Below are 25,609 nucleotides of genomic sequence, written 5' to 3'. Positions count from 1 at the left end.
ACGCCGCATGCACATAAGCCACTGATTGCTATATACTTCCGCGCCTTGTTGCCCCAACCGGATGTCCCATGTCGCTGTTGCCCCACCAGATCGAACTGCTCGCCCCCGCCAAGAACATCGAAATCGCCCGCGAGGCCATTCTGCATGGCGCGGATGCGGTGTATATCGGCGGCCCGAGCTTCGGCGCGCGCCACAATGCGGTGAACACGGTCAGCGAGATTGCGGAACTGGTGAAGTTCGCGCGCCGTTACCATGCGCGCATCTTCGCGACGCTCAACACCATTCTGCACGACAGCGAGCTGGATGCGGCGCGCGAGCTGGTGTGGCAATACTACGACGCCGGTGTCGACGCGCTGATCATCCAGGACATGGGCCTGCTGGAGCTCGACCTGCCGCCGATCGAGCTGCACGCCAGCACGCAGTGCGATATCCGTGGCAAGGACAAAGCGGTGTTTCTCGCCGATTCGGGCTTTTCGCAGATCGTGCTGGCGCGCGAGCTGACCATCCCGCAGATCCGCGAGATTTCGGATGCCTGCGGAAACCGCGCGACCATCGAATACTTCATCCATGGCGCGCTGTGCGTGGCGTTTTCCGGCCAGTGCTACATCAGCCATGCCGACAACGGCCGCAGCGCCAACCGCGGCGACTGCTCGCAGGCCTGTCGCCTGCCCTACACACTGACCGACCAGAATGGCGGCGTGGTGGCCTTCGACAAGCATCTCTTGTCGATGAAGGACAACGACCAGAGCGCGAACCTGGAAGCACTGCTCGATGCCGGCGTGCGTTCGCTGAAGATCGAGGGCCGCTACAAGGACATGGGCTATGTCAAGAACATCACCGCCCACTACCGCCTGCTGCTCGACGAAATCCTCAACCGCCGCCCGGAACTGGCGCGAGCCTCCAGCGGGCGCACCGACATCCTGTTTACCCCGGACGTCGACAAGAACTTCCACCGCGGCCACACCGATTATTTCGCCACCGGCCGCAAGATCGACATCGGAGCCTTCGATTCACCGAAATTCGTCGGCACAGAACTGGGCACCGTCACGCGTGTGACGCCGAAGTATTTTGAGCTGGAAGCGCTGGAGCCCTTGGCCAATGGCGACGGCTTGAATTACATGAAAAAGCGCGAAGTGGTGGGTATGCAGGCCAACACGGTTGAAATCATCAATCGCGAGCAGAACACCTGGCGGGTATTCCCCAACGAAGCGATGAGCGAACTCGAAGGCCTGAAACCCGGCCTGACCATCCACCGCAACCGCGACCACGCCTGGGAACAGGCACTGACCAAGAAGTCGTCCGAACGCAAGATCGATGTCTGGCTGACCCTCGCCGATTCGCACCATTCACTGACGCTGACCGCGACGGACGAGGACGGTTTTAGCGCATCCAGCACGCTGGAGCTGGCGCTGGAGCCGGCCCAGAATGCCGAGAAAGCGCTGGCCGGCCTGCGGGACAACGTTGCCAAGCTCGGCAACACGATCTTCAATGCCGTCGATGTGCAGCTGTCGCTCAGCCAGCCGTGGTTCGTGCCGGCCAGCCAGATCAACGCACTACGCCGCGAGGTGATCGAGCAGCTTGAAGCCACGCGCATTGCCGGCTGGCAGCGCCCGACCCGCAAGGCCGCGGTCGAGCCGCCGGTACCCTACCCGGAAACCTCGCTGTCGTATCTGGCCAACGTCTACAACCACAAGGCACGCGAGTTCTACCACAAGCACGGCGTGGCGCTGATCGATGCCGCCTACGAGGCGCACGAGGAAGCCGGCGAAGTCAGCCTGATGATCACCAAGCACTGCCTGCGCTTCTCGTACAACCTCTGCCCCAAGCAGGGCAAGGGCATCATCGGCGTGAAGGGCCAGATCAGGGCCGAGCCGATGACGCTGAAAACCGGCAACGAAACCTACACGCTGAAGTTCGACTGCAAACCGTGCGAGATGCACGTAGTGGGCAAGATGAAGCCGCACATCTTCAAATCCGCACCGCCCAGCATCATCCCGGCCACGCCGCAGCCCATCACTTTCTTCCGCGAAAAACCGGCCAACATCAAATAAGCAGGTATATTTCTGCAGCCATTGCAATAAAAGGGCTGCAGAAATATACGGCACCGGGTAAGCAAAGCCCGGCCGTGTCACCCGGCCCGCACATTTTTCCAATCATCCCTGCGGGCCGATGAGCGAGTATGCTGGCAGCTTATCCGGCACGAACGCGATGAAACAGCTGCAGGCATTACCCTCCCCCTTGCTGGCCCCGTGGATACACAGCTTCCGCCGCTATGCCTTTGCGGCGGACGACCCTGCCTGGCTGACACGCTTCCCCGGCACCGGCGCCGAGCTCTGGCTGGAAGAAGCCGACGGCCACGCTGCGCGGCACAGCGAAGATGGCCTGCTCTGCCTGCGCAGCGTCTGCCTGCCGATGCGGCAAAGCGGGCAAACGGTCTTTGCGATCCGTTTTCGCGCCGGTGCGCTGCCGTTTTTCACGCGCACGCCGCTCGCGGCACTGGTCGACCGCTTCACGCCCCCTGCCACCATCTGGCCGGAAGCCGGTAATGCACTTGCCGCAATCCGGCATTGCCGCGATTTTGCGGCGCAATGCGCGCAGGCGGAGGAATTCCTGCTTGCCCGGCTGCAAGCACGACCGGAGCTGGAGGCCATGCACCGGCTGGCCGGCACCATGCATGAGGAGTGCGCGGGCTTTGTGCTGGGCGAGTATGCCGAGCAGCAGGACTGCCACCGCAGCCACCTATCGCGGCAGTTTCACGCCACGCAGGGCGTGAGCGCCAAGTACTACCATCGCCTGTGCCGCTTCGAGCGCTTCCTGCGCGCAGCCCTGTTCGACCCGCAGCCTTCGCTGGCGGGGCTGGCCTGCGAATACGGCTATTACGACCAGGCTCACCTGCACCGCGACGTCCGGCAGTTCAGCCGCAGCTCGCCGCTGCAATTGCTGAAGGATGCCGGCCCGCGCCTGTTCTATTCGCCCCGGCCGGCGAATGCGCCGCCGGGGCGAAGCTGAGAAATCAGGCGTCCGCGTCGCCCGAGCGGCCCAGCACCGGGTGATGGTCAAAACGCACGACGCCGATTTGCGCACGGCCGGCAACAGCCTCGGTCACCATCGCCACGCCCCGGTGGCCGAAACCGCCGCACAGCTCGATGGCCACGCAGCCTTCATCGGCCAGCGCAACGGCCGTCCGGCAGGCCTGCGCATAATCCGGCACAGCGATGGTAATCATCTCGGCCAGCGGTGTGCTGACCAGCCCCCGGTGCAGGGACGGATCGGCTTCGGGAACAACAAACATGAAAGCAAAACGCAAACTCATGGCATGACTCCGTTACGGTTGATCGAGCAGACACTGTAGCGCCCGGCCCAAGCACCGGATTGGAAAAACGTGCTGCGCCCGCCACCGGAGGATCGGTGCAAGAAGCGCTTGCAAGATGCTGAATCTGCAACGGATTCCGGACTGCGTCACGCTGGCAACCTTATGTCGGCCTCTTGCAGCCGTTACGGCAGATTTTCCTGTAAGCCGGCATGGCATCTGCCATTGATACAGCATGCGTATATGTCAGCGGTGACGATGATGGTTGATACCCAGATGCCGATGTGGATTGCCGTTCCGCCAAGCCTGCTGCAGCTTGACGAAGCCTCCGCCCTGCAGATCCGTGATCCTTATGGCGAACTGCTGCTTGATCGCGGCGAGATCATTGCTGATGCCCAGTTGCTGCAGCGCATCCAGGCCATCGGCCTGTGCAATGTCGAAGAACTCGGCCAGATCGACGAAGTGGACTCACAGGAGGCCAGTCCGGTCAGATCGACCGTGCGGCTGGAAGAGTTTCACCTCGGCCCGGGCACGCTGCTGTTCCTGAGCCCCGAGGGCGATGCGCAGGGCGACTCGCTGCCTGCCCATCTGATCGGCATCATCCCGGGTGAAGACTTGCTGGTGCGCCCCGCCGCCGGCCCCGCACAGGAAACACTGCGCGTACGCCTCGCCAAGGCTGCCAGCATCGATGTGCGCGTGGCAGTCGGACAGGACGTGCTGCGTTTTGCCAGCCCCTTGCGGCTGAGCTGCGCACAACCCTACTGGTATCTGCACCTTGGCTGGCCTGCTGACGTTGCGCTGCAGCAGGATCGCCTGTGTCCGCGCCTGCCGGTCCACCAACCGGTGCTGATCGAGCATGAAGGCGAGGTGCGCCGCAGTGCGCTGCTGCTCAACCTCTCGGAGCAGGGCGCTCTGGTGCAGTATCACACCCGGCTGGGCAAGGCTGGCGACACTCTGCTGCTGCGCTTTGTGCTGCCCACCGAGCAGGGGCACCTCACGCTGGCGCTGCCAGGCATCATCCGCAACCGCCATACCGGCATGCAGTCCAGCGACGTCGTACTGCACGGCATCGAATTCAGCCATCTGGACGATGCGGAAATGCAGGCCATTCGCCGCCACGTGCAGCGCGGGCTACTGGCGGCAGACAAAAACTGAGCGGACAGGACCTGCTGGCCAGAACAGAGGTACCCCTACGCCCTATCACGCCATAACAAACCATCCGTAATGGCTACAGACAGATACCCAACATGATTACGGCGCGATCGACAGAAAGAGGAAGATCGCGAACAGCAGCAGGTGCACCATGCCCTGCAGGACTGTCGTGCGCCCGGTCGCCAGGGTCATCGTGCTCACAAAGAGCGTGAGCAGCAGCAGGATGATGTCCCGCACGCCCAGTCCGAGCATCAGCGGCTCGCCCAGCACGACATAGATGCCGGCCAGCACCGGAATCGTCAGACCGATGGTCGCGAGCACCGAGCCCAGCGCGAGATTCAGGCTGGTCTGCAGGCGATCGGCCTGTGCAGCGCGCGCGGCGGCCAGCCCTTCGGGCATCAGCACCAGCGCGGCAATGATGATGCCCACGACCGCCGGGGGGGCTCCGGCGGCGGCCACCAGATGCTCGATGGTCGGCGACAGCAGTTTCGCCAGCCCCACGACCACCACCAGCGCGATCAGCAGCAGCACGGCACTGATGGTCGCCTGACGCTTGCCGGGCGGCGGCGCGTGCTCGTCCTCGCTGTGGCTGCCGGGAACCAGGAAATAGTCGCGGTGACGGATGGTCTGCACGAAGATGAAAACAGCATAGAAGGTCAGCGACACCACGCCGGTAAAGGCCAGCTGGCTGGCCGACAGCGCCGGCCCGGCGCTGCTGTGCATGTAGTTGGGCAGCACCAGCGTCAGCACCGCCAGCGGAATCAGCACACCCAGCGCGGCATTCGCCCCCTGCAGCTGGAAGCCCTGCACATGGTGGCGCAGCCCGCCCAGCAGCAGGCAGACACCGACAATGCCGTTGCAGACGATTATGATCGCGGAAAACACCGTGTCGCGCGCCAGCATGGCCTTGGCTTCACCGCCGCCGACCATCATGGAGACAATCAGCGCGACCTCGATGATGGTGACGGCCAGCGCCAGCACCAGCGTACCCAGTGGCTCGCCGATGCGGTGCGCCACGACTTCGGCATGGTGTACGGCGGCAAACACGGTGCCTGCCAGAATCAGCGCAATCAGCAGCGTCAGCGGCATCGAGGCGGGCAGCCAGCTGCCCAGCAGCAAGGCCAGGCAGCCCATGGGCGGCAGGATCAGGGTCCAGTGCGGCAGGCGGTTCAACATCGTGTTCTCCTGTTCTGTCATTTATGCCAATGGTAACAAGCCACTGTCCCCGCGCAGACCGAGATGCGACGTATTTACCCGTAATTATGTACGCGGGAAGACAGACGGAAACAGCCATACCTGGGTATATAAGCACAGCCCTTGGCATGCCATTATGAAATCTGCATACATTAGCAGGTATTACCGTAACACCAGCGCTGACAAAATACTGACTATGATAGGTCTTCCCGATCCGATTCCTGCGGAGATTCTGCGATGCTGCAACTGGTCATAGGCAACAAGAACTACTCGTCCTGGTCACTGCGCCCCTGGCTGGTGCTCCAGGCGCTGGACATCCCGTTCACCGAGATCAACCTCTCGTTCAACGACCCCGATTTCAAGCTGAAAGCCCGCCAGTATTCGCCCACCGCAAAGGTACCGGTGCTGCTGGACCACGACTTTGCCGTCTGGGATACGCTGGCCATCGTTGAATACCTGGCCGAGCATTTTCCCGATGCCGGCGTCTGGCCGGCCGATCCGCAGGCGCGCGCCACCGCCCGCAGCCTTGCCGCCGAAATGCACAGCAGTTTTGGCGCCTTGCGCAGCGCGATGCCGATGAATGTCGAAGCCAGCCTGCCGGGCATCGGCATGAGCGAGGGCGTGCAGCGCGACATCGATCGGCTGGTGAGTGCCTGGGCCGATTGCCGCGCCCGCTTCGGTGATGGCGGCCCCTTCCTGTGCGGCGCGTTCAGCGCGGTCGATGCCTTTTTCGCACCGGTCATCCTGCGGCTCACCACGCACGCGGTAGCCTTGCCGGCCGAGGCGCAAGCCTATGTCGATGCGATGCTGGCACTGCCTGCACTGCAGGAATGGTGTCGCGAAGCGCGCCTCGAGCACGACTATGTCGAATGCGACGAGCCCTATCGCAGCGCGGCGGAAGCCGCAGCGGCGCGCACGGCGTCCTGAACGACAGGGCGTCCCCCTGTCTTTCGGCAAGCTGCTAGAATGCGCGCGACATCTCCCACAGGTCGTTCATGTTCACACGCCGTCCGCTGATCCGGCAACGCGTGGCCTGGCTTGCGCTTGGCGCAATGCTGGCCATGCTGCTGCTGCCGTTCATTCACCGCATGCCGGTGCAGGGCGCATTGCGTCTGACGCTGTGCAGCACGGCCGGCCAGACCGGCGCCGAACGGATCAAGGCAGACCAGGCCGCGCTGGCCACGACCAGCACCCAGCCTTTCTCCGACAATGACAGCGGGCCCTTCAAGGCCAGGCCCGTTTCCTGTCCCGTCTGTGCGATCAGCTCGCACCTGCAACTGGCGCCGCCGGCGGCGCCACCGGCCTTGCCCGTCACCCGCTATGCTGCCATTCCGCTCCGTATGGCAGAGGGCACGGGCTTTTTTATCCCGGCATCCGATTATCTGCTCCCGCCCGGCCATGCGCCTCCCGCGCAAGTAGCCTGAACCAAGTCCGAAACACATACCCGACCAGGCATTGCCTCATAGCCCAATAAAACGGAAGGCAATGGCAATATACCCCAACAACCAGTTAGCCATGACCTGCCGCAAGCCAGCCGGAATCCTGCTGACTGCGCTGGGCATCAGTCTGCTGCTGCACCTGCTGCTCGTGTTTTTTGCCAGCTGGGAAGCCCGCATTGCGGCGCTCCCAGTTCTTGCAGAGCGGCTGCAGGTTCGGCTGGACGCGCCAGCAGGCACAGCTCTGCCCAGTCCAGCCACACGCAGCGCGCTGGCAACACCCCGAATGCAGGGGAAAACAGCAGCTCAGCAGGCGGCTAGGCCCATACCGGGAAAGGTGGCCGCCACACCGCTGCCGGTACTGGTGCCGGCACAGGCCAGCGCAAAACCGGCGCAAGCAGCGACTGCGCAGGATGACGGGGCGGGTACGGCGGGTTCAGCCCGGCAAAGCGCGGCTGGCGTCCAGGCAGCGGCAAGCGGCACACCCGCGGCACGATTCGTTCCTGCCAGCAGCAATGCGGCCTACCTGAACAATCCGCCGCCCGAACATCCGGCGGCATCAAGGCGCCCCGGGCGCGAGGAAGAGGGCCGCGTGGTACTGCGAGTCAAAGTACTGGCGAGCGGCGAGGTCGAGTCCGTCAGCATCGAGCAGTCGAGCGGCTTCTACCGGCTCGACCGCGCCGCCCGCGATGCGGTGCTGCGCTGGCGCTTTGTCCCGGCCCGCCGCGGCGACGAGGCGGTCGCCGACACCGTGCTGGTGCCGATTACCTTCCAGCTGCACAACTGAAACCTTACTGCCACCTGGCAGTGCCAAACACATACAACAACAAGCCGGGCCTGCCCCGGCCATGCCACACGAGATCAAGCAACCATGAAAAACTGTTTTCCATCCTTGCCCTGATGAGCGCACTGCTGCTGCCCGCCGCACTGGCCTGCGCCGAGCACGACGAAATGGCCATCGTCGCCCATATGAAATCCGTCTGGGAAAAACCCGATGCACCGCTGACGGTCAAGCCGGTCGTCACGCTGGACGGATTCGGCATTGCCGGCTGGCTGCAGGGCGCGCGCGGCGGGCGGGCCATCCTGCAGAAAGGCGAGCACGGCTGGCAGACGCTGCTGTGCGCAGGCACGATCACCAACCGCCTGCTGGAACAGGCCGGAGCCAGCCCGGCAACGGCGAAAGCGCTGCTGGCCGAACTGGGTCGTGCCGAGCAGGAACTGACGGCGGGAGAACGCGCACAGCTGGCGTCCTTCCAGAGAGTGGTTCACATGGACAAGGGTGGCCAGCACCATGGCCATGAGGCTCATGGCAAAGCCAGTGCAGCCAGCACACACGCCGCGCAGCACTGAACAGGCGGCAAGCAGAGCGCAGTGACGGAACAAACCGTCTCTTGAAAAGAGTCTGTGAGGCATTTTTCAGCAACACCGAAAAATGCAGGAGACACCCTGCTAAACTGCGCGCTCGTTACCTCCGGAGCGCGCATGAACCCCGTCTATCCCCTGCTTGCCCTGACCATCGGCCTCGTCGTTCCCTTGCAGGCCGCCATCAACAACCAGCTGAAAGCCGTGATCGGTGGCAGCACCATTCTGGCGGCGCTGGTTTCCTTTGCGATCGGCACGCTGGCTCTGCTGGCGGTCGCCTGCCTGACCGGGCAGAAGATGAGCGGGCTGCTGCAACTGCCACGGGTGGAATGGTGGATGCTGCTGGGTGGCATACTCGGTGCGCTCTTCGTCTTCGGCACGACCTTTCTGGCACCACGCATCGGCGTGGCGGCGATGCTCTCGCTGATCATCGCCGGACAGATACTGGCCTCGCTGCTCTTTGACCGCCTGGGGCTGCTCGGCATGCCACTGCGCGACATCAATGGCTGGCGGCTGGCCGGCGCGGTACTCGTGATCGCCGGCGTGCTGCTGGTGAATTTCGGCGACAGGCTCGGCGCTGCGAAGTAAACAGGCAGCCGCGCCGGTCAGGCCAGTTCGATGCAGTCGCGCCCGGCGTGCTTGGCGCGATACAGCGCCTCGTCCACCCGCTTCAGGATGGCCGTGATGCTCTCGCCATGCTGATAGGTGGTGCAGCCGAAACTGAGCGTCAGCGGGCAAATCTGTCCATCGTGGATGAAGGGCTGGTCAAGCAGCTGCTGCCGGATGCGCTGGATGGCCTGCTGCGCCGATTCCAGATCCCCCGCCGGAAACAGCAGCAGAAATTCCTCGCCGCCCCAGCGCCCGCACAGGTCGTACTCGCGCAAGGGCGCTTCGATCATCCGTGCGACATGGCATAGCGCGGCATCACCCACGTCGTGCCCGCAGCTGTCGTTGATCTGCTTGAAGAAATCGACATCGCCCATCGCCAGTGCAAAACCGCCCTGCCCGCGCACGGCCTTCGCCAGCTCATCGCTGAGGCGGTCGAACAGGTAGCGCCGGTTGAACAGCCCCGTCAGCAGATCGTGCGATGCGGTACGCTGCAGCTCATTGTTCAGGTCGCGCAGCATGTGCTGGTACTGGTCGCTGATCCGGACAATCTTTTCCAGCTGCCGCAGTTGCCGCTCGTAGCGCTGCGCAAAGCTCAAGCCGCGCTCGCGCTCGGCCAGCTGGTACTGGTCGGCGATGCGCGTGAGGCGCTCTAGAATGGTCGTGCGCTCGGCATAACGCTGCTGCAACTGCTGCAGCAGCGCATGCAGCGGGTGATCCTGCCATGCCGGATTGGCCAGCGCGGCCTCCAGCTCCAGATCAAAAGCATCCTTGTCGTGCACGCTGCTCATTCCGCAATGATGTCGAAGGGAAAGGTGCAATCCTCGCGGAACTCTTCGGCGAGTTCGGCCACGCGCTCGTTGCGGGCATCGTAATACCAGCGGACAGTAACAGGGAAACCTCGCCTGTGCGCGGCTTCGAGCTGGTCGAGCGCATCCATCATGATGCGTACCGAGCTGGTATTGAGGTACAACAGGCGCAGCTCCAGCTGCAGCGGACGGCTTTCCGAGGCCAGAAAGGCACCGATCCAGTCGAGCAAGGGCTGGAAAAGCTCGAAGGCATTTTCCGGATAGGAGTCGCCCTGCAGGCGGACCAGGCCGGCAGACCAGTCTGTCGTGATGGCCGGCGCGGCGGCGGTAGCGGAAATGGAGAGGTCTTGCATCAATACATCCTTAAATCACAACTTCAAGACTGAAAAAAGCGGTCTGCCCGTCCAGCGGCTGCAGCCGTGCCGCCAGCGGCTCACTGGCGCGCCGCGCCATGTCGATCAGGCCCAGGCCCGCACCGGTACTCGCATCCGGATCGCGCGGCTGGCGCATCTGCTCCTTGAACGCGGCTTTCAGCATGGCCTTGTCCATTGCGGCCAGCTCGTGCACGCGCGCCAGCAGCGCCTCGCCATCCACAGCGCGCACCAGATTGCCGGCGCTGACCAGATAGCGTCCGTCGGCGCGGTGAGAAATCACCACCGTCGCACGGGTCAGCTCGTCAGGCATGTCGTGCGTGCGCATGTAATGGCGGATATTCTGCGTCAGCTCGATATAGACCGAAAACACGTCGAGCACCGAGGAAGGTGATGCGGCGACGCCTTCCAGGTGCTTGCGCAGCGCCAGGCCGATTTCCTCGATCAGGCTGGCGGAAAACGGTCCGTTGAAACACATGAGGATACGCTGCTGCTCGAAGGCATCGCGCAGAGCCAGCACATCGATTGCGGTCATTCTTGCTCCTTGTTGAAATGGGGCTGTGCCGCCGGGCCTTGGGCCGGGAAGGTCACGCCGATCACCGACATGTCATCACGCTGCGGGTAGCTGCCCTGCCAGGAACGGATCAGGCCGGTCAGCAGGGCGACCCGCCCGGCGGGAGATACCCGCACCAGATCGGGCAACCAGTCGGCAAACTGCTTCTTGCCCAGGCCGAAGCCGGCTTCGCCACCGGCCAGATCGAACAGCCCGTCGGTGGCAAGGCACACGGCATCGACGCCATCCAGCAAGCTGGTGTGGTTTTCCCATTCACCCTGGCGCAGTTCGGCAATCGCACGCCGGCCACCGTCGATGCTCTCGACGCCGTCAGCGCGGATCAGGAAGAGCGGCAGTTTGGCGCCGGCAAAGGTCAGTGTGCGCTCGGACTGGTTCACGTAGCAGAACGCCGCATCCATATTGGTCGCCAGCTTCGAGCGGGCATTGTCGGCAGGCAGCATGCCGCGCACCCGCGCATCAATCAGTGCGATCAGACGCGCAGGATCAGATGGCCCGGCCTCATTAAGCGCCAGATCGGCAGCAACGTGCGCCAGCATGGTCATGAACGCGCCGGGCACGCCATGGCCAGCGCAATCGATCACGCCCATCAGGTAACCGTTCTCGTCTTCCGAAAACACGAACAGATCACCACCAACCACATCGCGCGGCTGCAGCCACAAGATGCCATTGTCGCCGAGCCGCTGGCGGAATTCGTCCTCGGGCAGGAGCGAACGCTGGATGAGGCTGGCGTAACGCAGGCTTTCCTGGATGTGCTGGTGCGCCTCGGCCATCAGCGCATTGGCATCCGACAGCGCCTGCGTGCGGTCAGCGACTTTCTGTTCGAGTTCGCTGGCGTGCTGGTCGACGCGCTCGGCCATGCGGTTGAACACATTGGCGAGCACACCGAGTTCATCCTGGCGGGTGCTGGTGATCCGCACCGAGTAATCGCCATGCCCGAAGCGCTGCGCCAGTCCGGTGAACTGGGCGAGCGGGCGCAGCAGGCCGCGATCAACTCCCAGCGTCAGCAGCACGAACAGCAGTCCCAGCAGGCAAAGGGCGGCAAACAGCCAGGGCAGGAACTGGTCGAGCGAAATCAGCTGCGCGGTATGCCAGTCGAGCGCGGTCACCGCGTACCAGTGCAGCTCGGGAATATAGGCCAGTGCCAGCAGCTGCGTGCTGCCATCGAGCGTCACCTGCACGCTGCGGACCTGGTCGGGCCGCGCACGGGCCTCCGCCATCGCCTTGCGAATAGTGGCGCGATCCGCCTCGCTGCCAAGATAGCGGTCGAGCGTCTGGTCGATGCGGGTGGAACCGGCCACCTGGAACTGGATGCGCGCCGGGTCAGCGTGCGCCATGATGGCGCCCTGCTGATCAATCACCATGGCACTCACGCCTTCCTGCGGCTTGCGCACGTATTCCTGCAGAAAGGAGGTGAAATCAAGCCCCGCCGAAATCAGCCCCAGCCGCTGGCGCGGCTCGCCAACCATCACGTTCAGCCACACTTTCGTGGTTTTCAGATGCTCGTCCTGCGAGACATTGAGCTGATACGGTTGCGGACGCTGCAGCAGCGAAAAGAACCAGTTGTCGTCGGGATTGTCAGCCTTGACGGCATAGCGTGGCGCAGCGGAAAACGGCAGCTTGCCGTCGTTCAGGTAGTAATTGCCCGTTTTCGCCACCACCAGCGAATAGAGTTGCCCGCTCATCAGCTTGCGGTAGGCCTCGGCCTCGCGGATGGCGGCATCGCGCACGCCCGGCGCGGCTTCGTCGCGGAAGAATGCGCTGATGACAGCCTCGTCAGCCAGGCGCTGCGCCAGCGCCAGCTCGCGATTGAGCGGCGCCAGGATACGCTGCTTGTACAGCAGGGTATGCTCGCGCACATAGGCTTCGCCATAATGCAGCTTGATGGCATCGACGATCCGGGCGCCAATGGCCCAGGCCAGCACAACGATGACTGCAGCGCACAGCACAAACAGCAGGATGGATTTGGCACGCAGCCCCATCCGCAAGGGGCGGGGCGGTTCATCGTCGTGACGGGGCACGCAGCACTCCAGTATTAAACAAAGCTGATGTAAACATTAAGCCATAACAAGCATGTACTAAGCAAAACAAAGCACCACCCCGCATTACATACCAATGTATCACCTCGCAACCCTTTAAAAACAAAGGCTTCAAACCCATACCCATGACGCCAATTGCAGTCCATGCGCAGAACGACGACTTTCTGCTGATCGCCAAACCCGCCGGCATTCCCTTCCACCACGACGAACTGCACGCCGGGCTGGCAGAACGCCTGCGCCAGGAAACGGGGCTCGCCGAGCTCTACCCGGTGCACCGGCTCGATACGCTGACCTCCGGCCTGCTGCTGTTTGCACGCCATCCTGCCGCCGCGCGCGAGCTGGGCGAACTGCTCGCCAGCCACCGCATCGAAAAATACTATCTGGCGCTCAGTGCAAGACAGCCCGCCAAGAAGCAGGGCTGGGTCAGGGGAATGATGCAGAAGGGCCGCAACGGCAGCTGGAAACTCAGCCACGATGAAGGGCTTCCTGCCACGACGCAATTCTTCAGCGGTGGGCTTGGCAACGGCCTGCGCGCCTTCCTGCTGCGCCCGCTGACCGGCCGCACGCACCAGCTCAGGGTAGCCATGAAAAGCCTCGGCAGCCCCATTCTGGGGGATGAACGTTACGGTGGTGCGGCAGCCGACCGCGGCTATCTGCATGCCTATGCGCTGCGGCTGCCCTGGCGCGGCGAAACGCTGCAATGGGCCTTGCCGCCGGACAGTGGCGAGGCCTTCCTGAGCGATGCCTTCCGGGGCTGGCTGGCGCGGCAGGATGCGCCGTGGGATCAGCCCTGGCCCGGACGGGCAGGCTGAACCGGGACGGCAAGGTGGCCCATCGCCAGCAGTGATTGCACCGGCAGGCAGCCTGCACAACGACCTCCCGGCGAGCCTTTGTGACCCGCCAGATACTCATGACTGTATCAAGCCAAAGTCTTTGTTTAGAAAAGGTCACATCGACATACCCCACTACCCATCGAGGCTGCTCAAGCACACGGACAGACCGGGCACACAGCGGATGGACGACCTTGTTTTGACAGGGAAAAAGCCTGGCAGGCATCCGGGCTGTCGATGCAAAAAAAACTGTAAGCCAGCTCCCCAAGATGACAGGAATTGTTTAATATCCCGTAGCCGGTCGAGGTGTTACTACAATACTTCGGGATCACCCGAAGCCATCGCCCAGCGCAAAACCGATGCTGCAGCACAAGCAGCCGGTCACAATAACTAAGCAATGATGGAGTGATTGATGAAGACTCGTATGCGTACACTCGCAGGCGCCTGCCTGCTCGCGCTCGGCACGCTGGCACCACTGCCGATGCTGACCGCCACAGCCCACGCGGCAACGGCCTGGGCCGAAGGCGTGACCTACAATGCCGGCACCGTCGTGACCTACAACGGCAAGGATTACCAGGCACTGGTCACCCACACCGCCTATGTGGGCACCAACTGGAACCCGGCCGCTTCGCCGACCCTGTGGAAGCAGGTAGCCGGCAGCGGCACCCCGACTCCGACAGCGACCCCGACCGTTGCACCTACCCCGACGCCAACTCTGGCACCGACAGCCACGCCGCTGCCGACGGCAACCCCGACCGTTGCACCAACGGCCACGCCGACCGCGACTGCCACACCGACTGCAACCCCGACCGCAGCCGGCTCCTGCTTTGCCGCCTGGAAATCCGGCACCGCGTACACCGGTGGCCAGAAAGTGACCTATAACGGCCGCAACTACGAGGCCAAGTGGTGGACGACCGACACCCCGAACAACAGCGAATGGGGTCCGTGGAAGGATCTTGGCGCCTGCAATGGCGGCGGCACCACGACACCGACGCCGACCGCGACACCGACAGCCACTCCAACAGCAACGGCAACGCCGACTCCGACAGCAACGCCGACGGCAACCCCGACCCCCACCGCCACCCCAACAGCCACACCGACCCCGACAGTCACTCCGACGACGACCCCGACGTTTGTTGCCCTCTACAAACCGCAGATCAGCTATGTCGCCATGCCGGCCGGCGGCCCGTCTGACGCCCAGCTGGCAGCCGACGAGCAGAAACTCGCCAGCCAGGCCAGCACCGATGCCGGCGCCATTGCCCGCATCCGCGAAGCACTGCAAGTGTTGCCCGATGCCGAAGTCGAAGCGGTCGTTCCCGGCCGTACCGCCAATCCGGACAACGTGAAGCGGATCGAGCGCGTGCTGGGTGAAAGCAAGTTCGACAGCCTGTTCCCGGTACGCAATGTGGGTTACACCTATGTGAACCTGCTGCGCGGCGTGGCCAAATTCCCGGCATATTGCAAGACCTACACCGACGGCCGCGATTCCGACGCCATCTGCCGCAAGCTGCTGGCCACGTCCTTCGCACACTTCGTGCAGGAAACCGGCGCCAACTGGCCGGCACTGACTCCGGCTACCGCCCGCGCTTACCCGGCACAGAACAACCCCGTGCTGGCCACCATGGACCAGAACACCGCGATTCCGGCCTACAAGCAGGGCCTGTGGTTCCTGCGCGAACAGGGTACGACCGAAGGCCAGAGTGTCGGCCAGTATCAGGATTGCTTCCGCGGTACCGGCAGCTCGATCTTCTCGATCTTCTATCCGTGCGCGCAGAACGCCAGCGGCCAGTTCATCGACTACTTCGGCCGCGGCTCCAAGCAGCTGTCGTGGAACTACAACTACGGCCCGTTCAGCAAATCGCTGTACGGCGACGTGAACGTCCTGCTCGACAATCCGGGCCGTGTTGCCGATACCTGGCTGAACTTCGCGTCCGCCATCTGGTTCGCGGTGTATCCGCAATCGCCGAAGCCGCCGATGACCTGGGTTGTCGATGGCACCTGGAAGCCGAACGCGGTCGACGTGGCCAACAATATGTCGCCGGGCTTTGGCGCTACCGTTCACATCATCAACGGTGGTATCGAGTGTGGCGGCGGCGGAGCCGAAAAACAGCAGGTCGTGAACCGCATTGCCGCCTACAAGGAAATGGCGCGTGAACTGAGTGTGCCGGTTCCGGCCGACGAGGCTCTGGGCTGCGCCAACATGAAGGGCTTCCAGCCGGGTTCCGCTGCGGCAACCAAGTCGTATCTGGACAAGAACTGGGGCTACAACGCCAACTATCCGGGTGGCAAGGCCTATGCTTGCCAGCTGGTGGATTACCAGATGCCGTTCTCGCTCGCCAATCCGGGTGATTACAAGGCCTGCGTGGACTACATGTTCCGTGGCCAGGTCAAACAGAATGGCAGCATCGTGATCGACAATACCAAGTAACGCTACGCGCCGGTTTTCCGGCTGTGCACAACAGGCTCCCCACGGGGAGCCTGTTTTTTTCAGACAACACCAATATACCCAACCATGTAATTTCCTGTAGCAATTATATAAAAATGGATGCAACCATATACCCACACTTCCAGGGTAACGAACAGCACAGCACTGCGCAATAGCATGCCAGCTGCATCATCATTTTCTTACATAAGAACTCCCTGTTTGTTCCAGTGCTGTAAGCGGATGTAGAATCCGGTAGTCGGCAAAATCATTACTACACAAAGCCGATGCGCAAGAACGGGTCCACCCGTCTTTCAATCCGATGATGGAGTAATGATGAAAACACGCATGCGAGTTCTCGCAGGTGCTGTTCTGCTTGGCGCAATGGTATCCGCATATGCGGCGCCAGTCTGGCAGGAAGGCAGCACCTACACGGCCGGCACGGTCGTTTCCTACAACGGCCAGGATTACAGCGCGCTGGTCACGCACACTGCCTATATCGGCACCGGCTGGAATCCGGCGGCATCACCGACACTGTGGAAGGCGGCCGGGACAAGCATCAGCCCAACACCGCTGCCGACACCGTTACCGACACCGACCAGGACGGGCACCCCCACACCGACGCCAGAGCCTACCAAATACCTATGCCCGATCGTCACTGCGCCACCGGGCTGGATTTTCACGGGCTATGACTCGAATGGCTGCGCGATGTTCGAGATAAAGCCACCCACTCCGACACCGACCACTGCCCCCACCCAGGCTCCAGCATCCCCATCCTGGGAGAAAGGCATCGCCTACACCGGTGGCCAGCGCGTGAGCTACAACGGCCAGTTGTATGAAGCCAAGTGGTGGACGCAGGGCGATGTACCGGGCAGCAGCGAATGGGGCCCGTGGAAACTGCTGGGTGCGGCCATTACGCCCACACCCACTACCGTACCTCCGACCCCTGGCCCCAGCATCACGCCGACCCCGGTTGCCGATCTGGCCTGCAAGCGCTCCACGCCCAGCTGGAGTGCGACCGTCAGCTTCAGCTCCGGCAGCAAGGTGCTGTATGGCAGCGGCCAGTACACCGCGCTGACCAACTCGCTGAACAAGGACCCCGCACTCAACAAGAGCGACTGGAAGTACGACGGCTACTGCCTGACCTACATCAACGACGTGACACCGGTCGTAAGCCCGACACCGACGGCTTCGCCGACTCCCACGACGGTCATTACCCCCACTCCTGTCATCACACCGACGGCTAACCCGTCGAGCGTGCCGAGCTACACCCCGGGGACCATTCCGAGCAAGGCGCAGGCGGATGCACTGGAAGTCGAGCTGACCAAGGATGCGCCGGCCTACGTGAAGCTGGTGAAGGAAACCCAGCGCGTGATCGATGACAGCATCGTTGATCAGGTGGCTCCGCTGGCGGCGACCAACCCGGACAACGTCAAGCGCGTCGAACGCATCGTGCCCGCTGCCCGCTTTGACTACCTGTTCGCGATCCGCAACGCCAAGTACAGCTACAGCAACTTCCTGAAGGCCGTCGCCAAATTCCCGGCGTTCTGCCAGACCTACAGCGATGGCCGCAATTCGGACGCCATCTGCTCGAAACTGCTGGCAACAATGTTTGCGCACATGGTGCAGGAAACCGGCGCCAACACCACCTGGCTGGACGGCATCGGCGCGATCGACACGCCGAAGTGGCGCCAGGGCCTGTACTGGGTCGAGGAAGTGGCTTACCAGAACAACCCCAACCTCTCGGGCTACACCGACAGCTGCGGCGACCCGTACTGGGGCAAGATCTGGACCTGCCCGAAGCGGGCTGACGGCCAGTACAACTCCTACCACGGCCGTGGCGCGCACCAGTTGACCCACCACTACAACTACGCGCCGTTCTCCAAGGTGCTGTATGGTGATCCGAATGTGCTGCTGCAGGATCCGAAGCGTGTGGCCGACACCTGGCTGAACCTGGCCTCGTCGGTGTTCTTCATGCTGGAAACCCAGCCGCCGAAACCCGCCATGATCCACGTGATCGACGGCAGCTGGGTTCCGAATGCGGTTGACCAGGCCAATGGCCTGACCGCCAGCTTCGGCACCACCATCAACATCATCAATGGTGGCTTCGAGTGCTCGAAGGGAGCGGAAACCAGCCAGGCGCAGAACCGCATCTACGCCTACCAGAACTTCGCACAGGAACTGGGCGTGCCGGTAGCCGCGAACGAGCAGCTCGGTTGCGCGAGCCAGAAACAGTTCAGCGAAGGCGGCGCCGCCTCCTTCCCGCTGTACTGGGACAAGGACTGGGGCTGGCAGCGTGACTACATGTGCAAGCCGGTGAACTACCAGACTGGCTTCCGCACGATTTCCAAGGGTGACTACGCCAAGTGCGTTGAATTCATCTGGAATGTGCAGGTGAAGTAATCCGGCCCGCGCCGAAATGACAAAGGGAGGCGAAAGCCTCCCTTTGTTTTTGCCATGCCGCAGACATCAGAATGGCACACCCAACCAGGGTATCGCCACAAAGCCCTTTTAATCATTTACCTGCAAGGCAATACCTAGGCTTTCGATTTTCAGGCCATGAACCGGGCGATATCGATATGCCAGCGCGCGGGATCTTCGTGACCGGTGATCTTGTCCGCCCCGCCCTTGCCCATCGGCTTGGCCAGATCGATTTCCAGCGGTGAGATGTAACTGTTGGACTTGGTACTGAAAATGGCCTTCACCACCGGTTGCAGCAGCGTGCCTTCATTCTGCTGGATGACGATGGCCAGCCGGCCTGATTCCAGCCGCACCAGCGAGCCGACGGGATAGATGCCGACACAGCGCATGAAGGCCTGCACCAGCTCCGGATTGAAGTGGAACTTGCTCCACTCCCACAGCTTGCGCAATCCTTCCGGCGCCGGCATGCCCTTGTGGTAGCTGCGATCCGACGTGATCGCGTCATACACATCGACCACCGCCGCCATCTGCGCCATCTTGCTGATCGCGTCCCCCGGCAGCTTGTGCGGGTAGCCGCTACCATCCATGCGCTCGTGGTGATGCAGTGTGATGTCGAGCGTGATGTCGTCAATACCGGGAATTTCTTTCAGGATTTTCCAGCCTTCCTCCGGGTGCGAGCGCATGATCGCGAACTCCTCGTCGGTCAGCCGGCCCGGCTTGTTGAGGATTTCATTGGGTACCTTCATCTTGCCCGTGTCGTGCAGCAGGCCGCCGGCACCAGCCAGCTTGATCATGTCATGCGAGAAACCGAGATTCTTGGCAAAGGTCACCATCAGCGTACAGACGCTGACCGAATGCAGGAAGGTGTATTCGTCCTTTTCCTTGATGCCCGAGAGCCCGACGAGCGCGCCGGCATTGCGCAGGATCGAGTCGGTAATGGCCTCGACCACTTCTTCGACGGCTTCCATGTGCACGGCCTGGCCGAGGCGGACGTCGCGCATGACGCTCTTGACCACATTGTGCGCCTGCTTGTGAATGCGGCCGGCCCGCTTGATTTCCTCGGCGAACGACACCTGGATGACGGGCGAGGGATCACTCGCCGCCTGCAGGATTTCAGCCTCGATGCCGGCCTTCACCTCGTCGACGGTCGGCGCATGATCGCCCACGTCCAGCCCCAGCTCGGTGTCGATATACACCTCGCGGACACCGGTCGCATGGATGCGGGCAAGTTCCTCCTCATTATTGACCGGGAACTGGTTGCGCAGGAACGGGTGATCCATCCAGCCGACATTCAGGTCGTGGATATACATGCCGGGTTTGAGTTCGGAGAGCGGGATTTTCTTGATCATTGAATGCGCACGGAAAAACGACTGTACTGCAGCATAGGCGAGAAACCCGACGAACGGCGAACTTCGCACCGCCAGGGTTCTGCTGAACCTAGCACCCGAAGAGAATATGACACCCAGAAATAATCGCTTTCCGGCACTCGCGCCATACCTTTTAACCCGCACGGCAGAGAATGATACCCTTAGTCCTGCTGGTGGGGAGCCCTGCCGGTACAGCTGCCCACGCCAGATACACGGAGATGTATGAGCACACAACCCTTTAAATAAAAGGGCCCGGAAGAAATACCCGAGACCAGGAACTCAGGTCTTGCTGCCCAGCCCCAGACGCAGATAGAGGTCGACGACGCCGGCCGGGACGGGCTCGCTGAAGTGGAAGCCCTGCAGATAATCGACTCCCAGCCCTTGCAGAAAGCGGGCTGTTTCCAGGTTCTCGACGCCCTCGACGACAATCTGCAACCCCAGCCCCTGGCCGAGCTGCACGATGGCCTGCATCACGCGGCGGCCTTCCTCAGTGTGCAGGCGCTGGGCAAAGGAAACATCGACCTTGAGCAGGTTGGCCGGCATTTCATGCAGTTGCGACAGTGCCGAATAGCCGGTGCCAAAGTCGTCGATGGCCAGCTGGAAGCCGGCCACGACCAGCAGCTTGAGGTGCTTGAGCTGGCGGGCGTAATCGGTGAGCGCCACGCTCTCGGTGATTTCCAGAATCACGTCACCCGGTGCCAGCCGGCGTTCATCCAGCCATTCGATCAGCTGGGAAATGAAGCGCGGATAAAAGAGCTGGCTGCGCGAGATATTGATCATCAGCTTCTGCTGCAGGCCGGCATCTCGCCAGGCACGCAGGCGCTCGAAGGCGATGCGGATCACCTGCTCGGACAACTCCTGAATGAGGCCGACCTTTTCCGCCATCGGAATGAAAAGCTCCGGGCTGATCCAGCCGCTCATGTCATCCTGCCAGCGCGCCAGCGCCTCCACCGCCATGACTTCGCCACTGCGGGCGTGGATTACCGGCTGGTAATACACCTGCAGGCCGCCATTGCGGATGGCGTCCGACAGCCGCGCCTGGATGGCGACGTGTTCGCGCCCCAGCGCTTTCAGGTGGACGATGTCGCTGTAAAAACAGACATTGTTCCGCCCGGCATGCTTGGCGTGGTACATCGTGTGATCGGCGGCCGACAGCAGCTCCTCGCCCGATTCGGCATTGTCGGGGAACAGCGCAAAACCGGCGGAAATCGTCGGCCGTGTTTCCAGCCCGTCGATGTTCACGCCCTGCCTGGCTGCCAGGCGAAGACTTTCGGCCAGCTGGCGGATGACGGTTACATCATCCTGATCGGGGATCAGCACGATGAATTCATCGCCCCCCCAGCGCGCCAGCAGGGAACCCTCGGACAACACGGCGGAGAGTTGCTGGGCCACGTTCACCAGCAGCTCGTCACCGGTCTTGTGACCAAAGGCGTCGTTGATCTGCTTGAAATGATCAAGATCGATGAAGCCCAGCGCAACCTTGCTGTGATCGCGCCGTGCCCGCTCGATGGCCTGATGCAGCGCATCGTCCAGCATCAGGCGGTTCGGCAGATGCGTGAGGTTATCGTACAGCGCCAGCCGGGTGATGTGCTGCTCGTTCAGGTGCGCCACAGTGACGTCACGCAGGATGCCGCGCAGCGAGGTGACGCTGCCGGACGGGCTGCGATGGGCAATGAGGCGGGCCTCGACCCACAGCCAGCCCTCGATGCCCTGGCGCAGCCGGAAGCGAATGGCTTCCGGCGTGGCGGTACGCTGCAGCTTGGCCAGCGTGGCCAGCAGCAGCTCCTGTTCTTCGGGATGAACCCAGGTCAGAATGTTCTGCCCGCGCGCGGCTTTCAGCTCCTGCTGGTCGATTCCGCGCAGTTTGGCCCAGGCCGGAGTCAATTCGACAAGCTCGCCGCCCGGCAATAGATCGACAATCGCTTCTTCCAGCAGATTCAGGGTATCGAGCATGGTCTTGCGCCGCGCGGCATCCTGCATCATGCCGCTGACGTCCTGAATCAGCACCACGGCATTGCGCCGTCCCCCTTCGGCGACCACCGGCTGCAGGCGCACCAGCAGATAGATGACGCCCTGCGGCAGGGTCAGGCTGCAATTGAAGGTGGCGCTGCGATTGCCCGCCAGTGCCCCCGGCAGCAGTTTTGCCAGTTCGACCGCCAGCTCCGGCGGCAAAGCGGTGCGAATGGACTGCCCAAGGAGAGCCGAAGCATCGGGCAAGGACGGCAGCACCGACCAGACCCGCTCGACCACGCCATCCCCATCCATTTCGAACACCATGTCCTGCAATGCGCCCACCAGCGCCTGCAGACGCTGCTGATTGGCCTGTACCTGCTGCTCCATGCGCTGCTTCAGCAGCGCCTGGGCGACATGGTTGGCCAGCATCGCCAGCAGGCGCAACTCGACCGGATCGCGGTTGGGCTCGACTTCTTCGAAGACGAATGCGAGGAATCCGAACGGCTCGCCACGGTCCAGCAAGGGAATGCACAGCAGCTGCCGCCCTCCCGCCAGCGCCAGCAGCATCTGTTCGGACAAGGGGAGTTCCAGCAGCGACTTGTTCAGAACCATGCCGACAGCGAGTGTATCAGCCAGCAAGGGGTATGCCGGATAGTGCAGCTCCATGAACACATCGGGCAGCACCTGCGGCACCCGGCTGCCGGCATCACGCCAGGCCGCAGTGAGGTGGGCCCGCTCGTTCTCGGGCGAGTTCAGATACAGGGCGGCCAGACTGCAGCGGCAGGCATCACCGAGGATGCGCATCGCCTCGGCGAGCGCATCCGGCTCGCCGGGAGACAGCAGGGAGGCCACAACGCCATCGAAGGCGTTGAAATAGGTGTGGTAGGTCGCGACTTCCTGGCGCAAGTCGAAATCAATGCTGCCTTCGCCATTCAGTAGATGCGATAACACCTGCCCCTCCCTGCCTTATGGCATCACGCCTTTTCTGGCGGCGGAATGACGACTTCGCTGTAACCGCATTCCTTCTGCGGACACACCTTTTCGGTGCCGCGGCGCTTGGTCGTTTTCAGCGTGAGAATCGGCCAGTTGCACTTCGGACACGGCTCGGCAATCGGAGGATTCCAGGTCGCGTACTTGCAATCCGGGTAGGTATTGCACGAATAGAAGAGCTTGCCATAGCGGCTCTTGCGCTCGATCAGGCTACCCTTGTGGCACTCGGGACATTCTACGCCGGTATCCTTCGGCTTTTCCAAGGGCTCGATATGCTTGCACTTGGGATAAGCCGAGCAACCGATGAACTTGCCGTAGCGCCCCGTCTTGATATGCAGTGGTGACTCGCATTTCGGGCAGGTGCGTCCTTCGACCACTTCCGGCTCGACGGGCGCCGACTCGGCATCCTCGCCCAGATTGCGTGTATACGTGCACTCCGGATAACCGGTGCAGCTGATGAAGCGGCCACGCTTGCCGAGCTTGATCGCCAGCTTGTTGCCGCATTTCGGACAGGCTTCGTCGATTTCTTCCTGCGTCACTTCCTTGCGAGAGAGTGACTGTTTTTCTTCGATCTGCTTGTGGAATTTTTTCCAGAACTCGTCGAGAACCGGAATCCACTCCAGCTTGCCGGTCGATACCTCATCAAGACGGTCTTCCAGTTTGGCCGTGAAGTTGTAATCGACGTACTGCGTAAAGTGATCGGTCAGAAACTTGTTGACCACTTCACCGGTGTCGGTCGGCGTGAAGCGCTTCTTGTCGAGAATGACGTACTCGCGATCCTTCAGCGTGGAAATGATCGAGGCGTAGGTGGAGGGACGGCCGATGCCGAATTCTTCCAGCGCTTTCACCAATGACGCTTCGGAGTAGCGCGGCGGCGGCTGCGTAAAATGCTGCTCGCCAAAAAGTTTGTCAACCGGCAGCTCGTCGCCTTCTGCCAACGGCGGCAGGCGGGCTTCATCTTCGTCCTCGACGTCGTCGGCATCTTCCTGATAAACGGCAATGAAACCTGGGAAGACCAGCGTCTGGCCGGAGGCGCGGAACATGGCTTCGTCGCCGACAGCAATATCGACACCGACGGTATCAAACTTGGCCGCGGCCATCTGGCAGGCCAGCGTGCGCTTCCAGATCATCTGGTAGAGCTTGAACTGTTCGGGCGACAGAAAGGCCTTGACCGAATCCGGCGTACGAAAGATCGACGTCGGGCGGATCGCCTCGTGCGCTTCCTGCGCATTCTTGGCCTTGTTCTTGTAGGCAACCGGCTCTTTGGGCAGGTAATCCTTGTCGAAATGCTGGCCGATATAATCGCGGATCTCGACGAGCGCATCATTGGCAAGCGCGACCGAGTCGGTACGCATATAGGTAATCAGACCGACAGTGCCACCACCGACATCGATACCCTCATACAGCTGCTGGGCGGTACGCATGGTGCGGTCAGTGGTCATTCCCAGCTTGCGTACGGCCTCCTGCTGCAGCGTCGAGGTGGTGAACGGCGCGGCGGCGCTGCGCGACTTCTTGCGCTTTTCGACCGATTTGACCTGCGCCGTCTTGCCCTGCAGCGCAGCCAGAATCTCTTCGTGGCGGGCGGCATCGGGAATATCGAACTGTTCGAGCTTGCTACCCTGCCATTGCGAGAGCTTGGCGCCGAATTTCTGGCGGCCCTTGTAGGTGTCCAGATGCAGCGTCCAGTATTCCTGAGTGACAAAGGCGCGGATTTCGATCTCGCGCTCGCAGATCAGGCGCAAAGCCGGGCTTTGCACGCGTCCGGCCGACAGACCGGTGCGAACCTTCCGCCACAACAGTGGCGATAAATTGAAGCCAACCAGATAGTCGAGCGCGCTGCGTGCCTGCTGGGCATTGACCAGGTCATTGTCGATATCGCGCGGATTGGCTACCGCAGCCAGCACGGCAGACTCAGTAATTTCGTGGAAAACAACCCGCTTGAACAATTTTTCCGCATCAACCAGCTTCTTGCCACGGAGTATTTCCATGATGTGCCAGGAAATGGCTTCGCCTTCACGGTCCGGGTCAGTTGCCAGATAGATGTTCTTGGCTTCTTTTACTGCAGCACAAATGGCGTCGACGTGCTTTTTGTTCTTGTCGATTACCTGATACTTCATCTTGAAGTCATGTTCGGTATCGACCGAGCCATCCTTGCGGACAAGCCCGCGGACATGGCCGTAAGACGCCAGTATCTGGAAATCCTTGCCCAGATATTTTTGCAGTGTTTTCGCTTTCGAGGGCGACTCAACGATCAGTAGATTGTCGGGCATTGTTCCCGGCTCACAGTTGGTTTAACGGAGGATAAGGCTTGCGCGCATCAGTGCAGCGTTGCACCTTCACGTCCAAACAGGATCTCTTCGATCCAAAGATTAGATAGCAGGTCCTGCTTGCGCCAGACCTGCATCAGTACAATCAGTTTCATCCGCTCAAGCACGACCTCGCCGTCCGGTTCGCGCATCACGCGTTCAAGGATCTGCTCACGGTCAGCGCCATCCAGCACGCCACTGCGTTCGAGCGAATACAGAAAATGTATCGCGTCGGCACTCATCCGCTCCAGCTCTTGCGGATGCAGCACCCGCCAGGCGGTCGCCTTGTCCGGGAATACCAGCTGCGGTTCGGCCGCCATTGCATTCAATTCTTCCATCCAGCCCATGGCTTCCTGAATGTCTTCCTGCGTAAAGCCCGCGACATCCAGTTTACGGATCAGCGTCGGGAGGTCGGAATAATCCGTTCCATGAAACTCTTCAAACAGATAAGCGAGTACGTCCAGCATTCA

21 protein-coding genes are annotated in these 25,609 nt (G+C 62.0%); 11 read left to right on the top strand and 10 right to left on the bottom strand.

Translation table 11 applies throughout. The features are described from left to right. The first annotated feature begins 68 nt into the window (after nt 1-68). Both H559_RS0111705 and H559_RS0111700 read left to right on the top strand, forming a co-directional pair. A complete protein-coding gene (locus H559_RS0111705) occupies nt 69-2,051 on the top strand; it encodes a peptidase U32 family protein (protein WP_028452866.1) in 1,983 nt (660 codons plus the stop codon). A gap of 118 nt (nt 2,052-2,169) precedes the next feature. Then, on the top strand, nt 2,170-3,009 hold the full coding sequence (locus H559_RS0111700; protein WP_081413027.1) for a helix-turn-helix domain-containing protein: 840 nt from the start codon (nt 2,170-2,172) through the stop codon (nt 3,007-3,009). Between the two features lie 4 nt (nt 3,010-3,013). Here H559_RS0111700 and H559_RS0111695 read toward each other — a convergent pair whose 3' ends face one another. Then, the gene (locus H559_RS0111695; protein WP_028452864.1) at nt 3,014-3,313 is read right to left on the bottom strand and encodes a DUF6506 family protein; all 300 of its coding nucleotides are present in this window, start codon (nt 3,311-3,313) and stop codon (nt 3,014-3,016) included. Nucleotides 3,314-3,553: 240 nt separating this feature from the next. Between H559_RS0111695 and H559_RS0111690 the strand changes: the two genes are divergently transcribed. Continuing rightward, nucleotides 3,554-4,465: a PilZ domain-containing protein gene (locus tag H559_RS0111690; RefSeq protein WP_028452863.1), complete on the top strand. Its 912-nt coding sequence runs from the start codon at nt 3,554-3,556 to the stop codon at nt 4,463-4,465. A gap of 96 nt (nt 4,466-4,561) precedes the next feature. Here H559_RS0111690 and H559_RS0111685 read toward each other — a convergent pair whose 3' ends face one another. Further along, nucleotides 4,562-5,638, bottom strand: coding sequence for a calcium:cation antiporter (locus H559_RS0111685; RefSeq protein WP_028452862.1), 1,077 nt, complete (start codon nt 5,636-5,638; stop codon nt 4,562-4,564). Between the two features lie 255 nt (nt 5,639-5,893). On the opposite strand from H559_RS0111685, the gene H559_RS0111680 reads away from it, so the two are divergent. The 5 genes from H559_RS0111680 (at nt 5,894) to H559_RS0111660 (ending at nt 9,042) form a co-directional block, all read left to right on the top strand. Then, on the top strand, nt 5,894-6,583 hold the full coding sequence (locus H559_RS0111680; RefSeq protein WP_081413025.1) for a glutathione S-transferase family protein: 690 nt from the start codon (nt 5,894-5,896) through the stop codon (nt 6,581-6,583). Between the two features lie 68 nt (nt 6,584-6,651). Beyond that, nucleotides 6,652-7,080, top strand: coding sequence for a DUF2946 family protein (locus tag H559_RS0111675; RefSeq protein WP_028452860.1), 429 nt, complete (start codon nt 6,652-6,654; stop codon nt 7,078-7,080). A 91-nt stretch (nt 7,081-7,171) separates the two neighbouring features. After that, a complete protein-coding gene (locus H559_RS21785; protein WP_051279365.1) occupies nt 7,172-7,879 on the top strand; it encodes an energy transducer TonB in 708 nt (235 codons plus the stop codon). A gap of 113 nt (nt 7,880-7,992) precedes the next feature. Further along, on the top strand, nt 7,993-8,442 hold the full coding sequence (locus H559_RS21780; RefSeq protein WP_051279363.1) for a copper uptake system-associated protein: 450 nt from the start codon (nt 7,993-7,995) through the stop codon (nt 8,440-8,442). 132 nt (nt 8,443-8,574) lie between these two features. Beyond that, nucleotides 8,575-9,042, top strand: coding sequence for a DMT family transporter (locus tag H559_RS0111660; protein ID WP_028452859.1), 468 nt, complete (start codon nt 8,575-8,577; stop codon nt 9,040-9,042). Between the two features lie 17 nt (nt 9,043-9,059). Here H559_RS0111660 and siaD read toward each other — a convergent pair whose 3' ends face one another. The 4 genes from siaD to siaA are packed head-to-tail and all read right to left on the bottom strand — an operon-like array spanning nt 9,060 to nt 12,832. Continuing rightward, complete coding sequence (gene siaD, locus H559_RS0111655) at nt 9,060-9,851, bottom strand: biofilm regulation diguanylate cyclase SiaD (protein ID WP_028452858.1); 792 nt, start codon at nt 9,849-9,851, stop codon at nt 9,060-9,062. Beyond that, complete coding sequence (gene siaC / locus H559_RS0111650; protein ID WP_028452857.1) at nt 9,848-10,222, bottom strand: biofilm regulation phosphoprotein SiaC; 375 nt, start codon at nt 10,220-10,222, stop codon at nt 9,848-9,850. The genes siaD and siaC overlap by 4 nt, the downstream gene beginning before the upstream one ends. Before the next feature lie 10 nt (nt 10,223-10,232). Continuing rightward, a complete protein-coding gene (gene siaB / locus H559_RS0111645; RefSeq protein WP_028452856.1) occupies nt 10,233-10,775 on the bottom strand; it encodes a biofilm regulation protein kinase SiaB in 543 nt (180 codons plus the stop codon). Next, nucleotides 10,772-12,832: a biofilm regulation protein phosphatase SiaA gene (siaA, locus tag H559_RS20105; protein WP_155845388.1), complete on the bottom strand. Its 2,061-nt coding sequence runs from the start codon at nt 12,830-12,832 to the stop codon at nt 10,772-10,774. Before siaA ends, siaB begins: the two co-directional genes overlap by 4 nt. Before the next feature lie 143 nt (nt 12,833-12,975). Here siaA and H559_RS0111635 point away from each other — a divergent pair, with 143 nt between their 5' ends. The 3 genes from H559_RS0111635 to H559_RS21775 all read left to right on the top strand — a co-directional run bounded on the left by H559_RS0111635 (nt 12,976) and on the right by H559_RS21775 (nt 18,505). Continuing rightward, complete coding sequence (locus tag H559_RS0111635) at nt 12,976-13,662, top strand: pseudouridine synthase (RefSeq protein WP_028452855.1); 687 nt, start codon at nt 12,976-12,978, stop codon at nt 13,660-13,662. A 430-nt stretch (nt 13,663-14,092) separates the two neighbouring features. Continuing rightward, nucleotides 14,093-16,108: a glycoside hydrolase family 19 protein gene (locus H559_RS23020; protein WP_155845387.1), complete on the top strand. Its 2,016-nt coding sequence runs from the start codon at nt 14,093-14,095 to the stop codon at nt 16,106-16,108. A gap of 330 nt (nt 16,109-16,438) precedes the next feature. Further along, the gene (locus tag H559_RS21775) at nt 16,439-18,505 is read left to right on the top strand and encodes a carbohydrate-binding protein (RefSeq protein ID WP_051279361.1); all 2,067 of its coding nucleotides are present in this window, start codon (nt 16,439-16,441) and stop codon (nt 18,503-18,505) included. A gap of 149 nt (nt 18,506-18,654) precedes the next feature. Here the strand turns inward: H559_RS21775 and H559_RS0111620 are convergent, their stop codons facing one another. From H559_RS0111620 to H559_RS0111605, 4 genes are all read right to left on the bottom strand, one after another. Further along, entirely contained in the window at nt 18,655-19,872 is a 1,218-nt protein-coding gene (locus H559_RS0111620; RefSeq protein ID WP_028452853.1) for an HD-GYP domain-containing protein, read from the bottom strand. Nucleotides 19,873-20,169: 297 nt separating this feature from the next. Continuing rightward, a complete protein-coding gene (locus tag H559_RS21770) occupies nt 20,170-22,794 on the bottom strand; it encodes a bifunctional diguanylate cyclase/phosphodiesterase (protein WP_051279359.1) in 2,625 nt (874 codons plus the stop codon). Nucleotides 22,795-22,817: 23 nt separating this feature from the next. After that, nucleotides 22,818-25,103, bottom strand: coding sequence for a type I DNA topoisomerase (gene topA, locus H559_RS0111610; RefSeq protein WP_028452852.1), 2,286 nt, complete (start codon nt 25,101-25,103; stop codon nt 22,818-22,820). A 47-nt stretch (nt 25,104-25,150) separates the two neighbouring features. After that, nucleotides 25,151-25,606, bottom strand: a complete 456-nt coding sequence (locus H559_RS0111605) for a DUF494 family protein (RefSeq protein ID WP_028452851.1) — start codon at nt 25,604-25,606, stop codon at nt 25,151-25,153. Between the last annotated feature and the right edge of the window lie 3 nt (nt 25,607-25,609).

The sequence above is a fragment of the Chitinilyticum aquatile DSM 21506 genome (assembly GCF_000430805.1).
Taxonomy (GTDB): Bacteria; Pseudomonadota; Gammaproteobacteria; order Burkholderiales; family Chitinibacteraceae; genus Chitinilyticum; species Chitinilyticum aquatile.
This window is presented reverse-complemented; position numbering and strand designations above follow the sequence as displayed.